Annotated in this window: 17 protein-coding genes; all 17 read right to left on the bottom strand. The window is 28.4% G+C overall.

The window, feature by feature from the left end:
- Window positions 1-7: 7 nt before the first annotated feature.
- Window positions 8-2,671: a PRD domain-containing protein gene (locus tag P8F83_RS02105; protein ID WP_326513232.1), complete on the bottom strand. Its 2,664-nt coding sequence runs from the start codon at window positions 2,669-2,671 to the stop codon at window positions 8-10.
- Window positions 2,672-3,125: 454 nt separating this feature from the next.
- A complete protein-coding gene (locus P8F83_RS02100; protein WP_326513231.1) occupies window positions 3,126-3,941 on the bottom strand; it encodes an MBL fold metallo-hydrolase in 816 nt (271 codons plus the stop codon).
- Window positions 3,942-3,951: 10 nt separating this feature from the next.
- On the bottom strand, window positions 3,952-5,334 hold the full coding sequence (locus tag P8F83_RS02095; protein WP_326513230.1) for a PTS transporter subunit EIIC: 1,383 nt from the start codon (window positions 5,332-5,334) through the stop codon (window positions 3,952-3,954).
- A gap of 132 nt (window positions 5,335-5,466) precedes the next feature.
- Window positions 5,467-6,294: a BglG family transcription antiterminator LicT gene (gene licT / locus P8F83_RS02090; protein WP_326513229.1), complete on the bottom strand. Its 828-nt coding sequence runs from the start codon at window positions 6,292-6,294 to the stop codon at window positions 5,467-5,469.
- Between the two features lie 7 nt (window positions 6,295-6,301).
- Window positions 6,302-6,748 carry a PTS sugar transporter subunit IIA gene (locus P8F83_RS02085; RefSeq protein WP_326513228.1) on the bottom strand — a complete coding sequence of 149 codons (447 nt, stop codon included), beginning with the start codon at window positions 6,746-6,748 and terminating at the stop codon, window positions 6,302-6,304.
- A 296-nt stretch (window positions 6,749-7,044) separates the two neighbouring features.
- Entirely contained in the window at window positions 7,045-7,422 is a 378-nt protein-coding gene (locus tag P8F83_RS02080; RefSeq protein ID WP_326513227.1) for a VOC family protein, read from the bottom strand.
- Between the two features lie 41 nt (window positions 7,423-7,463).
- Window positions 7,464-8,099 (bottom strand): GNAT family N-acetyltransferase, encoded by a 636-nt coding sequence (locus P8F83_RS02075; RefSeq protein WP_326513226.1) that lies wholly within the window; start codon window positions 8,097-8,099, stop codon window positions 7,464-7,466.
- 16 nt (window positions 8,100-8,115) lie between these two features.
- The gene (locus tag P8F83_RS02070; RefSeq protein ID WP_326513225.1) at window positions 8,116-8,607 is read right to left on the bottom strand and encodes a helix-turn-helix domain-containing protein; all 492 of its coding nucleotides are present in this window, start codon (window positions 8,605-8,607) and stop codon (window positions 8,116-8,118) included.
- Between the two features lie 411 nt (window positions 8,608-9,018).
- Entirely contained in the window at window positions 9,019-9,570 is a 552-nt protein-coding gene (locus P8F83_RS02065) for a hypothetical protein (RefSeq protein ID WP_326513224.1), read from the bottom strand.
- 161 nt (window positions 9,571-9,731) lie between these two features.
- On the bottom strand, window positions 9,732-10,808 hold the full coding sequence (locus tag P8F83_RS02060; protein WP_326513223.1) for a tetratricopeptide repeat protein: 1,077 nt from the start codon (window positions 10,806-10,808) through the stop codon (window positions 9,732-9,734).
- A gap of 178 nt (window positions 10,809-10,986) precedes the next feature.
- Window positions 10,987-11,493, bottom strand: coding sequence for a hypothetical protein (locus P8F83_RS02055; protein ID WP_326513222.1), 507 nt, complete (start codon window positions 11,491-11,493; stop codon window positions 10,987-10,989).
- Window positions 11,494-11,595: 102 nt separating this feature from the next.
- Window positions 11,596-12,621, bottom strand: coding sequence for an alpha/beta hydrolase family protein (locus P8F83_RS02050; protein WP_326514811.1), 1,026 nt, complete (start codon window positions 12,619-12,621; stop codon window positions 11,596-11,598).
- A gap of 157 nt (window positions 12,622-12,778) precedes the next feature.
- The gene (locus P8F83_RS02045; RefSeq protein ID WP_326513221.1) at window positions 12,779-13,000 is read right to left on the bottom strand and encodes a hypothetical protein; all 222 of its coding nucleotides are present in this window, start codon (window positions 12,998-13,000) and stop codon (window positions 12,779-12,781) included.
- Window positions 13,001-13,196: 196 nt separating this feature from the next.
- A complete protein-coding gene (locus P8F83_RS02040; RefSeq protein WP_326513220.1) occupies window positions 13,197-13,649 on the bottom strand; it encodes a MarR family winged helix-turn-helix transcriptional regulator in 453 nt (150 codons plus the stop codon).
- Between the two features lie 206 nt (window positions 13,650-13,855).
- Entirely contained in the window at window positions 13,856-14,056 is a 201-nt protein-coding gene (locus P8F83_RS02035) for a hypothetical protein (RefSeq protein WP_326513219.1), read from the bottom strand.
- Between the two features lie 57 nt (window positions 14,057-14,113).
- Window positions 14,114-14,773, bottom strand: a complete 660-nt coding sequence (catA, locus tag P8F83_RS02030; protein WP_326513218.1) for a type A chloramphenicol O-acetyltransferase — start codon at window positions 14,771-14,773, stop codon at window positions 14,114-14,116.
- Between the two features lie 120 nt (window positions 14,774-14,893).
- Window positions 14,894-15,487, bottom strand: a complete 594-nt coding sequence (locus P8F83_RS02025) for a TetR/AcrR family transcriptional regulator (protein ID WP_326513217.1) — start codon at window positions 15,485-15,487, stop codon at window positions 14,894-14,896.
- Window positions 15,488-15,571: the final 84 nt, after the last annotated feature.

Raw genomic sequence — 15,571 nt, 5'->3', positions numbered from 1 at the left:
TCATTATCTAACCTTTATTAGACATTTTAATTATAGATATTAAATTTGCAAATTCATTATCGTCAAATTTCACATTGAACTCTTCTTCTATAATTGAAAGATTCTTCTTTATGCATTTATATAAGTCATAGTTTTTGCTAATTATATCATCCTTAAAAACCTTTACTGGTATGATTGCTTTTTCGTGTATACGTTCTATACAGCAAGCTATGTGTATCATTAATGCTAGCCTTTGCTCCTGAGTAAAATTACACCCTTGCGTATAATTTATTTCATCAATTATTTTAATCAAATGTATCTTTAGCTTGTCTATATCAACCAATACCAACTCTTCTTTTAAATGATTAAAAATTGCATCAAAATTATCATTAAATTCAATATTGCTTGAATTTAAATTAAGTAATTGCTTTAACTCCCTTGCCTCATTTTGAAAAATATCTGTGATTGGTAGATAGCGTATCCCTAAAAGCTCTGGATCATATCCTCCTATAACGCAAAGTATATCGTATTTCTCTTTAAAATTATTAACTTCTTCTATCAATAAATCTTTATCTATACCTGATAAAGGAATAACTTGAATATCATTAAGCTGTATATGTTTTTCAATATAGCTTTTTATCTGAATAGCAGCTCCTTTACCACTCATACATAAAGTCAGGATTACTTTTTTACTATTTACTTTATAATAGTTCTCTTGATTTATAGGTAATAAAGAAGTATAACTGTTCATTAAATTATTATGAATATCATCTAAACTCCCATCCATCATAACTTTCCTAGTACAATCCAGTGCTATCAAAGTAATAGGAACTTGTAACAACTTAATCTCTATTCCTGTCTCTGCTGAAATCATTTCAAATAATGTTTTAAATGATCCCATATCATATATGACAAATACTCCTTTTCCTTGATGTATTTTTATTATTAAGGATTTCAACTCTTCATAAGCTATATTAGTACTTTTATCTAAAGGCATATCATAAGCATAGGTTTTATTACTACTCATAAAATTAACTACATTGACAATTGAACTTGCAGCTGAATCTCCATGAAGTGCAACTAAAACTACTGGATGTCTTTTTTCTATTTCTAATGAATCTTTGGTCATAAACATTGTTATAAATACTACTTCATCTATTGGAAGCCTCACATTAAATTCTCTTTCCAAAAGACTTATAAACTTCACACAATACCCATATTCATCATTATATCTTGTTATAATCTCCATTATTTGTTCGTTGCTTAATCTTTGTCCTCTATTTTTTCTGCTCAAAGTTGAGTTCAAATGCAGACACAAACTATAAAAAATTGATACAGGATATACCTTATTGAATTTCTGTGTTGCCTTTTCTAAAAATTCTTTGACCATTGTTATAATACGACTATTTACGATTTCTGATAGCTGATCTTCATTGATAACTTGATTGGTTAGTCTTTTACTGTACTCCTTAAACTCAGTTTCAATATCTATACTTATTATTGTATTTATATCTTGTTCTTCAATTCCCCTTTGTCTAAGCTCTTTTACTTTCTCATCTATCCAATCATACATACTCTTTTGATCTGTTGAGCTTTTTTCATTAAGAGAAGTAATTGTAGATTCTGTTATAGAAAACTTATACTCATAATTATCAGATATCAGCTCTTTTATATCATTTTTATGATTTTTAAAATTTAACAATCCAGTCCTCACATTATACGGAAAGTCTGACATGTAAATCCATATGTTGTTTTTTTCAGTATTAAATTCTCTTACATATGCATTAGCACACCCTAATTGAATATCTCTCTTTAATTGTTTTATATTTGCTTCACAATTATAAAGTAATAAGCATATCATAAGTTCCGAGTTAATATTAAGAATTTTATTACTCCTCTTAGCTTCTATAGAAAAGAACCTTTCAATCATTTCAAGTCTTTCTTTTAATGTTCTTTCTTCTAATTTTGACATTTGAATCTTAATTGAAAAATAACTGTTATAGGTATCAATTAAATTTTTGTTTACGTTGTCATTCATTGCACATATTATGATAACATCGATATTATTTTTCATATTGTTGTTATTTTCAACTATTCTGACTAGATTATCTCTTCCAATGGTAGGAAGTAACTCAATATTATCGATAAATAGTACTCCGCCTCTAGCCTGTTCCACAAAATTATCTCTATCTTTTCCAAACAGCTCTTCAATCATAAGTTTTGAATTGTCATTATAAGTGTTACAGTTGAATTTAATAAATGGAGCATCCTCTTTTATGATTTTATTTTCAATTGCAAAATGGTACATTAAATTAGCAAAATAACTTTTACCCGCTCCTGATGGTCCTAATATTAATGAATGTAAGCTATGTTGCGGATAAAGAATTGCAGCCTTGGCCAATTGAACTGCATTCTTAAGACTTCCGTTACAACCAATTAATTGATTAAAGCAAGATTGTTCTCCATTTTGGAGAGAGTGTTTTGTTCTAATTTTATATAGAACCGGTCGACCATTAATCTTTTCAACAATCCCTTCTTTAACCAAAGTATTTAATATACTGCTTATATTGGTCCTCTGCATAACTAAACATTCAGATAAGTATTGTGTAGATACCCCTTTAGATATTTCATAATTGGTTGAGTCTGAATTCTCTTTCATGAATTGAAGAATTATTTCTCTATTTGTCTTCATCAAAATACCTCCCAAAGAAGCTATACACTTAATACTATAGATAAAAGATACTATATGAATTTTAGTGTGTCAACAACGCTAAAATGCTCATTTTTCATAGCTTTTTAATACACTATATTATCTATTTGTACACTATTTGATTAATTATATAGATACACTTATTCTAGTGTTCAAAATCATTTTTATCTTTTTCTTAAGTGTGTAGCAGTTTTATACACTCTTAATTTTATATGTAAAATATTACATACACAACTTTTCTTAATTTAAATATATATTTTACCTTTTGTTCATTATTTGTTAACCTTTTGTTAATAATTAAACTTCCTTTACCTCCCCTTGGTACTTTGACTTATAGTATTCATATTTTTCTTGCCATATAAAAAGGTTTAGCATTTCGCTAAACCTTTTTTTTGTATTCCCAACTTTTTGTATAACATTGAAGAGCTTTGTAAGTCTATTTTACTTTTTCTAAAGCATACATTATATTTCCTTCTTTTCCGTCAGCTCTACTATGCCCGTTATTAGTTTTTCTAGCTGCAAATAATTTATATCCGTGAATCTCTACCGGTTCACGATCATCTTTTCCTTCAAGAATTAAATCACAACACTCTATAACATTATCTAATAAATCTTTATTTGAGAAGAATGTACCATGATTACGATATACTGTATTATATAAATGTTCATATTTCTTTAAATTTAATAGACTATTTTTATATTCTGATACATTTGATGAATATTCATCAAATAATAAAACACCTACTCCACAAGCATCTCCAAAAATTATAGATTTTTCTTCTTGAATAAGAGGGCACATCATTCCTGGTGTATGTCCTTTCACAAGAATCATCTTAATTGTAATTCCTCCTAAGTCAAAGATGTCACCATCTTTTATATCTTTGATTTCTTCAACTCTCGTTGGAACAATATCCTTTTCTTTAACATGAGCAGTCTGTGGAAATGCTTTTGTTTCTTTGATCCTTAACTTCATATCTCCATGATTCTTAAATACAGGCATATCATCAAGATTCATATATACTTCATCAAATAGAGCTGCTCCCCCCATATGATCATAGTGCCCATGAGTTAATATTAGAAATATAGGTTTATCTGTCAATGTCTCAGCATACTCTTTAATATTTCCATAACCACAACAAGTATCTAAAAGGCAGGCTTTATTATCTCCAACTATCAGATAGCAGCATACTCCACTAAATTCAGTAATACGATATAATCTATTACTTAATTTCTCTGATTTAAAAAACTCCATTTTATCACCCCTAATTTATATTTTCATCAAGTTTCATAAATAACATAACTACAAAACCTATTATAAGAGATGCAGCAACAGTTATTACTAATGCAACATAATTTGATGTCGAGCCTCCTACAAAAGCCGCTAATCCATAAACTCCATTAGATGTATTTAATACATATGCAGTAAGCTTTAAAAACCCTGCAACTAATCCTGCACCAAAACCTGCAATAGCTCCAGCATATAACGGTGTTTTGTAAGTAACTGATATACCATATAATAGAGGTTCTCCTACTCCTCCTAAAAACCATGTAGTTATATATCCAAAAGTTAAAGATTTTTTCTCTCTATTTTTAAATTTAAATATACATGCTATAGCTACTCCTGTTCCTGCCCAGCTTGCACATAATATTCCTGGCAATAAGAAGTTATCATAGCCTATAGTTGGAAATGTAACAAATAAGTAAGTAAATAATAGAGGATGCATTCCAGTTAACACTAATATAGCAAAAGTTCCTCCGATTATAGCTACGCCTAATGGACCCGCAACTCTATTTATAGCTAATATTCCTTCACAGACATAAGTTCCTAAAAATCCTCCCAAAGGTCCAAGAACAGATAATGCTAGAGGTAACATTACAATTAATGTTCCAAAAGGAATTAAAAATACCTTTAATACATCTGGAGAATATTTCTTAAAGAATTTTTCTACATATGACATAACCCAAACAATTAGCATCATTGGAATAATTGTACTTGAATATCCTTGTATTATGGTTGGGATTCCATAAACACTAAATGAAACCTTATTTTGAGCCATATTTATAAAGGTAGGGTGTATAAGTATTCCACCAAGTAACATACCTATAGCTTGATTACATTCAAACTTTTTAGCAGCTGTATATCCTACAAAAACTGGTAGGAAGTAGAACCCTGCATCCCCTACAAAAGTAAATAGAGTATAAATATCACTGGTATCTGATACTACCCCTAACAAACTTGGACCAATAATAGCTGCAATAGTTTTACATAGTGATGCAGCTAAAAGAATAGGTATTAATGGTGTTAAACTTCCTGCAAGATAGTCAAACACAGTGTTTATAATGTTCTTAAAAGATTTCTTTTCTTGTATTTTTTCTTTTTTTACTTCCACAACGTCTTTATGAGCTACTAGTTTTATTACTTCATCATATAAGCTGCTTACTTGAGGCCCTATAATTAATTGAAATTGCCCCCCTTTATCGACTACTCCCATAACACCTTCAATTTTTTTAACTTCTTCTGCATCTACAATTTCTTTATCTCTTAAATTAAACCTAAGCCTTGTTGCACAGTGAGCAACATTATTAACATTTTCATTTCCCCCAATTTTCTTTATAATTTCTTTTGCTAATAATTCATAATTCATACAAATTACCTCCATCTTATAATTAATAATTTTAATTAATAAAATAAAGGTCTAGCCGGCCTTACCGTAACCATCCAGTTAAAAAAAACTCACCTCCATTAATAACACTATATAATAAGTAAAACTCTCTTTTTAACTAGTTAGTTTTACTACATGCAACATTAAATATATAAGCTCTCCATCAATAGGTTCTGAATATTTCGAGGAAATATAGTCTACAATTTTCTCAACACAGTCGTATTGTTTTGGATATTCTTTTCTCATCATATTTAAGAGATTATCCGAGGTATCTATTTCAAGACTTTGTTTATTGACAATTCTTTCAAAAAAAAACTTAAGATGAATAATAAATCTATTGTATGCCAAGCTGTCTTTATCTACTTCTAAATTAAATTCTTCTTCTATAATAGAATATACCCTATCAATCATTGCTGTAATATCAAAAACTTTCTCAAATTCTACATTCATCTCAGCATTTACAATATGCAAAGCTATAAAACTGGCCTCATCATCTGATACCTTTATATCAAATCTCTCTCTGATTATCTCAACTGCCTTTAAGCCTGCCTTATACTCTTCTTTATACATACGTTTAACATCCCATAATAAAATATTATTAAATGTTATTCCCATAGATATTCTTTCTAGTAAATTAGAAATATGATCAGTTAAAGTTACATATATTTTGTCACTTAACTTTTTATCAATATTTTGTTTTATAACTTCAATAACTTCTTCACTTACTTCAATACAGTCGCTAGGTATATTAATTATTATTTCTTGATAATTACGACTTGTTTCTTTATTATCAAGAACAAATTTTTTCTCTATCTTGCTTTCATCAATCTCATCTCCAACTGCCTTCTTAAAAGCTATTCCTTTACCTTTAACAATAACTTCTTTTCCAGTTGTATCTAATGTAACTACTGCATTATTATTTAATATGTGTTTTATATACATATCTCACCTACATTATTTCAAGAATATAATCACCATGCTTAAGAGTATCCTTTGAAATATAATTAATAGAATTAAAATCCGATGTATTAGTTATAATTATCATAACATCACTTTCATATCCTGAATTCTTCATTAAATCTACATCAAATTCTATTAATTTATCTCCAATATCAACAACATCACCTTGTTTAACTAAACCAGTAAAACCTCTTCCATTAAGTTCCACAGTATCAATACCTATGTGTATTAGCAACTCTACCCCCTCTTTAGTCTTAATTCCTAATGCATGATTTGTCGGAAATAGCATTGTTATTTCACCACTAACAGGTGCATATACTATCCCATTACTAGGAGTTACAGCTATACCATCCCCCATCATTTTACTTGCAAAAGCTTCATCATTTACATCATTTAACAACTTCATTTCTCCATCAATAGGACTTACTACTTTCATTTCAACGTCTCCTTTCAAAACAAAAAAGACCTGTTTCAAGAATAAATCTTAGAAACAGGTCTTGCTTAACTTAATAATAACAATCCTAAACTCTATGTTTTTATTATATCATAAATAAAATACATCGCAACTGTTTACATCAAATATTTTTTCTCATCACTTTTTACTAATTCAATCAGCTAGGTTTCCATCACTTTAAAATTGATCTTAAAAACTTAAACATTATATATTATATAAAGTAGAACTTTTCAGTTTCATATTTTGCTCATTTTTTCCTTTTTACCTAAAAAGTCGCATTATACAAATAAGCACCATCTAATACCATACTTATCAATGAAATCTGCCATAAGTGAACTGAATTCACATGGTGCAAGGGGCATCAAGATTGTTGCATCAGTTTTTAACACTTCATAAGCTTTCCTTACCTTTTCTTCATTACCTTCTCCATAATGTAAACAAAACTGCATTACATTGCCAGTAACCGTTTCTTTACCAATATCTGAATTTCGTTCTGCTACGGCTAAAATCTCCCCTTCAATATCTAGCTCTGAATGAAAAAATGTTCCATCTTCATTTAGATAACTACTGATTAGAACTGCATCAAAAGCCTTTTGATAAAGAGCCACAGCCTCATCGCTTCTTGTAACATATGCTTGCATCATTGATCTTTTCATAACTACTCCTCCTATTTTATTCTTATCCCATTAGAGTTAAATTACTGTATAATAGAATGACTGTGTATATAAAACTCTTCTTGACTTAGCTGGTATTTTTTCTCCCACTTTTCCAAACCTTCATCAAATCGTACTGCATCTTTTTCATCTATTTCAAATACAGGACTCTCATAGTAAATATATTTCCTGCCATCTAAAGCTTCTGGTTTTAGTTCTTTTACCATCATTGGGGACGGATATGTGCCATTCTCAAGACACACATTGTGCTTTTTACAGCTTTTAAATCCACGACTTACATAATTACCTGGGTTTCCGAATATTACGATTACATCATAACCAAGTGCTATGGCCTCTTCAAAGGAATACTCTAATAGCTTTTTCCCATATCCCTTTCTCTGATATTCTGGTAAAATACAAACTGGACCAAAGGTAAGAATATTTTTCTCTTCACCAGACTCATCAACTAGCCTTGTTTTTGTATACATGACATTACCAATTATTTCATTATCAACTTCAATAACAAAGTCTAACTCTGGAATAAAATCTTTGTGGGATCTCATAACATGAACCAAATAATGTTCACCACACCCAGGGACATATAAGTTCCAAAAAGCTTTTCTTGTGATTTCTTCAACCTTCTCATAATCTGTTTTTTCTTCATTCCTAATCTTAATCATTTTAAACCTCCCATAACTACCTAATATTGTTTTTCCCTGAATATTTAACCCATGTATAAAATATAAGTAATATTCCTAAAACAAGACATGTACCACTTATTGCTTCAATAAATCCGGAGAAAAATTGTTGATAAAATTTTTCACCTGGTTTCCATATAGCAGAATAAATAGCTGTTATAAATGATATTAATAGTGCACATAAAGCTCCAACCAACGATTCATTTCTCTTTAATTTTTGAACTTCATTAAGTAGCAGATTTATGGCTTTATTACTTTCTATCACTATATTTTCTTGTTCAATATATTCACCTTTTAACAATTCACTCATTGAAACCTCCAATACTTTACCTATCTCATCGAATAATGAACTATCTGGTAGGCACTTACCACATTCCCATTTTGAGACTGCTTTGTCAGTTACATTTAGATATTCCCCAAGCTCTGCCTGTGTAAGTTTTTTCTTTTTTCTAGCATCCGCTATAAATACCCCAATCTTTTTTGCATCCATATTTATACCTCCTTACTATAATAAAATTATAATTCTAGGCTTAATATATCTAAACCCACCGCAGGTAGAATTAATAGAGTAAAAGTAGAATATCGAGAGTTTAGTGAAAATCTTATTTATTTCTAATAAGATTTATTTAATATAATACTTTTTATATAGTTCCAACTGAATATCTTTTCTCATAGCTAAACATTGTATATTAATATTTACAATTACAAGCAAATTATATCATATTTTCCCAAAATATATTATTCAACTTTTTAAAGATCACTTATTTCTTAATAATTTAAAATAAAGAAAAGTAGCAAGATTTATAAAATCCTACTACTTTTCAAGAAATTCTATATTTAATCAGTTAGTATTACTATTTTACTACAACTAGATCCCCATCAGAAAAACCAGTTATTAAATTTAACCTTTCAATATATCATCTGTAATGTCATTGTCACTCTTATTATAAAATTTCACATTATTAATATCTAAAAATGTACTTTCAGTTTCATTAGGTACTGAACAGTAAACCATATAATACTCCTTTTCAGGAACGCTAATTCTATACTCTTTATCATCCAACAATACTTTTATGTAAGCAATTATATTATCAAGGTTTTTACCCTTTAATATGAGGTATTTCCCCTTATTAGTTTTACTTATTTCATCTCTTGATGAGCCACTACCATACCCCACAGTATTAATTTTATATTTATTATTAATTCCTTTAGTTAGTTCAGCATCACCTAGTTTATTATTAATTAAAAATAAAACATATTTTTTGTTATCAATATTTAATTCTTCTTTAATATCAATATCCTTTGTTATAATTGTAGGTCTATTTATAAACTTCATTAAACTATTTTTTACTACTTCTATATCATTTTTTATTTTATATACTTTTGAATAGTAAACAAATCCTATACTTAAAATTACTATTAAAAACAATAGAACTTTCAAAAATTTCTTCATATTTTTTATTACTCCAAGTATTATATTTACAAGTTAATTTTAGTATTATTATATCATTTATTTTATAAATTCCCATTAAATTTAGTTAAGCTAGATTTGTATAAATCTTTAAAGAACAAACTTAATTAAACATAAAACATTTCTACTGCTTACCAATTCTGTTATACATAATGTCTTGGGCAGTGAATATAATAGCATTCATAGTAAATATCATAATATATATCTGGTACTATATTAACTGAATGAGTAAAAATCTTATCGTATTCCTCTTGTATATCTTTTAATCGTTTAGTTTCAGAACAAATATAACTTTCGTATTCTGTATAATCATCCCAATCCTCAACATTCATTCTCTCTTCGATAATATCTTTCTCTATTTTTTTTGTAATTTCTTTCAGCTTTTTTTGAGCTGTATCTGTTTGTCCTATTTGCTTTAAAGAATAAAAATATTTTTTAAGCCAGCTATTATCTTCAAAAAATTGATATTTATTGTATAGTTCAATACAAGTATTGTAGTCTTTTAATAAAAACATAAAATCAGCCATTTCATCAATTTCTATATCAAACTCTTTATAACTAGTTTTCAATAATATTTGAGCTATCTTCTTTGCTTCATCAATTTCCCCAATTAAAGCCAAGGCTCTTCCTAGTGTTAGTGCAATTTTCACATCAATTTCTTCACTTTCAAATGGATAGGTATATATTGATTTTAATATCGCAATACCCTCCTCTTGACTAGAATTTGCTAATAAACTAACTGCTTCACAATATTTATATGGCTTTTTTTCTGATATCTCAGCTGCTTTATGAAATAGCTTTGATGCATTATTGAAATCTTTTTTTATAAAGCAGAATTTTCCATAGGCGTAATAAGTACTTGCATAATTTGAATCGCAGTTAATAGCTTTTGTAAGTAACAGTTCAGCTTCTTCACTCCTATCAGTACACTCTTCAAGCAGAAAATAAGCCATATCAGTGGCCCATAAGGCAAAACCTTTATTTGAAAAACTTGATTTATTTTCTAAATAACATTGCTCTAATATTTTAATAGATTTATAGCTATCTTCTCTCAACTCACAAATTATCATTGCCATAAGACAATAGGCTTCTATATTGGATGGATTATTAGTTACTTCTAACTTAAGGATATCCATATAGTTTTTAAATTCTATTGCTCTTTCATCAAAATCAAGAGCCATACTCTCTCGAAGTTCTTTTAAAATTTCATATATCTGCATATGCTCATCTCCATTATATAGATAATAATCATAGCTTAATCATATCATCTTTAACATATTATGTAATACTAAATCTTTAGAAGGTTAGTTATTTTGTAATAGAAAATGCCGCATATTCATTGAATACTACGGCATTTTTAAACTTATTCTTTTATCCCAGGAACTATCAATATTTAACTTATAAAGTTTTTACTAATAGAATTCCATGATATTTTTCTCCATAGATGTTAGGTAGTACACCAGATGGTATGTATCCCATTGATAGAAACCAGTTATATTCCTCTCTATCAATAGCTTGGATATCTCTTAACTCTTCCCAAGGCTTCCTTAAGTTTTTTCCATGACAGGATAATCCACTTGATCCTATTGTAAAACGCATGTTAACAAATCCTTTTTCTCTTGCCCATTCTTCTGACTTTTCAATTAAAGGTTGTAATGCTTCCCCAATCTCACAAACTCCATTATTGTCATATCCAAGACATTCAATTTCACCAGTTTTATAACCCTCATAGGATTTACATAATATCCATCCTTTGGGAGTATCCTTACTTGTGCCAAAATACCAACCTGTGCCTTCACTTAATTGTTGCGTAGCATCTTCAATATCCCACCACTCTGGCTTAATATTTGACATAAGTCTAGATACCATCAGGATATTTTGAGAATCTATTTCGTATATTCCCATAAACTCATCTCCTTATTTAAATTCGTAGTATTATATATAAATTAATTATACTATATTTTTCCACAAATTCATTTTCACTCCATATCTATATTAAAATTAAATTCAATTTTTACCCAACGAGATCTCTGGGTATGTATCTAGGAGAGAGTTAAAATCTTTTATATCTTCTTTAAAATACTTATTTAAGAAAACCAATGTCAATTCATTAATAATCTTATGATTTTGCTTTGTCTTGGGACTTAAGATTTTTATAATCGGTGAATATAAAGGAATATCTGTAAAACTTAAATGTCCTGCTTCTTTTATATCAATTGAAGTTCCTAAATCACCTAAGACAATCTTTCTTCTTGCCTGCTCGGAATTTGACATTTCTATTGAATCTTTTAACTCCTCATACTCAAATTTTCCGTTCATTATTAGTAATGGTCTATCTAATGCTTCCATTCTTTCTTCTCCGTAAAGATATCCATCCATATCTATTGCAGCTTTAAATCCCTTGTTTTTATACATTACATCAACTGCAGTGGCTCCTCCTTGTGAGTGTCCTATGATTCCTAGTCTATCAAAATCCATTCTGTCAATTATTGTAGGATTGTCACTTTTTTCATTCATATCTTGAATTTGTTTTAATACAAATTCTATATCAAGTGTTTGTTGCTCAATAACAGGCTTAGACACTCTGTTCTGAACTTCATATTCCATTGGTAATCCTGAAGAAGTATCTTTAAAAGTCACAAAATCTGAATTTGAATAGACTGACATTAAAGCAGTTTCTGGATGTTCCACTGCTACAACAATATACCCATGGCTTGCAAGTTCTAAAGCTTGAAATGTATTCGTAAATCGTTGCCCCATCATATTTCCATGAGAAAAAAATATAACAGATGCTTTTTCAACTTTTTCTGTAAATGGAGCGTCTTTATATGCATGTGAATCTATTAAACTCAGATAGCTTAATAGCAGCTTTGGTACTCCATACACTTTATGAATAGCAGCTGAATATTCACTTAAATTTGAAATATATTTTTCTTTTTTTATTGATGATTGTATTTCAGCTGGATACCATATTTGGACATTTATCTTCCTAGGTTCCCCATTAGAAACTTTTCGGGATTGATCAGTATATATAACATTTGAAGTTCCTACAGAATTTACCCCTGTAGGCTCTACTAACTTGAAAACAGGAAATACAATTGAAATACTAATTGATATTAAAGAAAAAATTCCTAAGATAAATGTTAAAATTACTGAACGTGTTAAACTATTGCTTGTACTATTAAGACCTTTATATACTCACGCTCTCTAAAATTAAGCCTATTATTAAGCTAATATAGATAAAACTCATCTGCCAACGTGCACCCTCTATAATAATGTGAAGAAATAGGATAATATCTACACTAAAAAATAATATCCAATATACCTTGCTTTTAAGTACTAACCCTCCCCAAATTCTTTTTAACCATAAACAAATACTTGCAACAAAAAGTAATATTTCGAAAATACGCATTCATTTTCCCCCCTTTTCTTTTAAAATATTAAAGAAAAATGATTAAGTTTACTTAATTATTAATATGCATTAACTAAATATCATTGTCAACTATAAGGATTTTAACAAATTAGTTCTAAATCATTAAAAAAGAGATATTTTCAAAAATGAAAATATCCCTTCTACAAACTTTCTGTATACTAAAGTTTATTGTATATTATTCTTTACTTTCTTGCTCTTCCTTTATTATTTCAGCGAACTTTCCCATAATATTTTTTAAATTAAGTAAGTCTTCCCAACTCATTTTTGAATAAAAACGTTCAATAATTTCTAGCTCTAATTTATTGCTATTTTCTATATACTCTTCGCCCTTTATATCTAATTGAACAATAATTTCTCTACGATTATCAGGGTTAATGGTTCGTTTTATGTACTTTGAACTCTCAAGTCTATTTAATGTCTGGCTAATAGCACTGGGAGAAATATTCATCAAATTTGCTAATTCTTTAGTAGAAATACTTTCATTTTCATGAATATGCCCTAATACAATAATCTGACTATTGCTAATATTGTCATCTAGTAATTTTTCATATTCTTTTGTGAGCATGCTATTACATGCATATTCTAATTGATTAATTTCTTTTACAATATTAATTATTTTGCTATCCATTCCATTCACTCCTATCAATAATTAATATATTTATAATTCTTACATATGTCAACTAATGCTAAGATATATTTTTGTATTGTAGAATAAAAAGAGATACCATACATTCATTTCTGAATAATAAAGTATCTCATTTTTGTTTATCTTATTTATTCAATTGGAGAATATAGAAATCTGTAAAATAGCATAAATTTAAGTTGTAATCTTATCTAACGTAAGAAATATTCATAATAAGCACCTTGAAATAGTAAAACTATTTCACCAAAAATACCCAAACAAAAAAATATAAAATAGTAGGTTGCCTTCGTTATATCCTTATTAAACAACTCCTTGAATGTTTGAACAATTATTTCATCAAATTTAAACCAACTTAGAATCCATCCAGTAATGAGAAAAGTACCAATTGCCATATTAAATCCTCCTTATATTCACACTTTTTTCGCAAATATTAATCAATTATATCATATTTATTTAATTTCTAACCAATCTTGAGAACTTATAGCTAATTCCTGCATCTCATTGATAAATCTACTCACATGATAGCCATCACAAACAGCATGATGTACTTGTATTGCTATAGGAATAAATATTTTTTCATCTTGTTTGAAATACTTTCCTATTGTAAAAATAGGTGTTAAATATGTTCCATCATTATACACATTTAAGTTAAATCCTGTGAAGCTTAACCAAGGAATGCTTGATATTGGGAATACATTATTATAATCATTCAACTTTGGAGTAAACTCCTTAATATCACCATATTTCTTTATATCACAAAGATAACTCTTATAAAACAATGAAAATTTTTCATTATACTCCGTCCAAATATTTGAGAATGTCTCATCTTCCTTATGAAAAATAGTATAGCTTGGATTTAACTCATCCCAGAATCCTAAATCATTATTCTCATTAAAACAGGTGCGAAATTCCTCATGTTTATTGACTATAGTTGAAATCATATAAATAATTGTAGGATACAACTTAATATTTTTAAGTTTAATTTCATGCAACAAATCAGTTATTTCTATATTTGCAGTCATACTGTAAGTACATCTAACATTATTTAGATAGTGCTCAAAGTATGTCTTTCTACTCCAATTCTCAATATCTATTAAATTAAATTTCATAATTTATACCTCCTAAAATTTTCATTCTATTTTAGAAGGCTATTTTCCGTGTTCTAGGCATTTAGACCTCCTTGTGTAAGCGAATTAATATAAAGCATAAATCCTGCTATAATCTAACTATCATTTAGTACTTGAATTTTTTTTATAGATTAAATCAAAATACTTTTTTGATGCTTCTACCAGGTCATAGTTTCCTCCTGTTGAACTCCAGTGTACAGCTAATCCCAAAAATGCAGATGCAAAACAATATGATAAATCTTCAGCAGAAGTATCTGCGTCAATCTCTCCTGCTTCTTGTGCTTTACGAGTGTATTCAATAACCATTTGTCGCAATCTTTTCAAATTCGGGTCAAAATCATTTAAACTAAAGCTAAACATATGATTTTGTTGTTCCATATCGATTTTAATTAAATTTTTTAATATATCTGCATTCAAATTTGCAATACCGCTTGCATGAATTTGTTTTACTCTCCAGCATTTATCAAGCCATGTTTTTTCATTATCTATATCCTTTAAAGTGGTTTCTATATCTTCATCTACTAAAGAAAAATAATCTAAAAGTAGAGTTTTCTTTGAATCATAATGATAATAAAATGTCCTCTTTGTAATACTGCAGTTTTCACATATCTCATTAATAGTTACATTATCAAACCCATTTTTCTTAAAAAGTTCAATAGCTTTAACCAAAATCGTATGTTTTATATTCTCTATCATATTTATCCCTCCGATGTATATATGCCATTATATCATATTTAGTGAAACATATAAATTTATCATTGTTAAAATATTGACATAAAG

Origin of the sequence: Clostridium intestinale, assembly GCF_035905475.1 — a bacterium.
Taxonomy (GTDB): Bacteria; Bacillota; Clostridia; order Clostridiales; family Clostridiaceae; genus Clostridium_T; species Clostridium_T intestinale.
The sequence above is the reverse complement of the archived record's forward strand: the minus strand, read 5'-3'. Positions and strand labels throughout refer to the sequence as shown.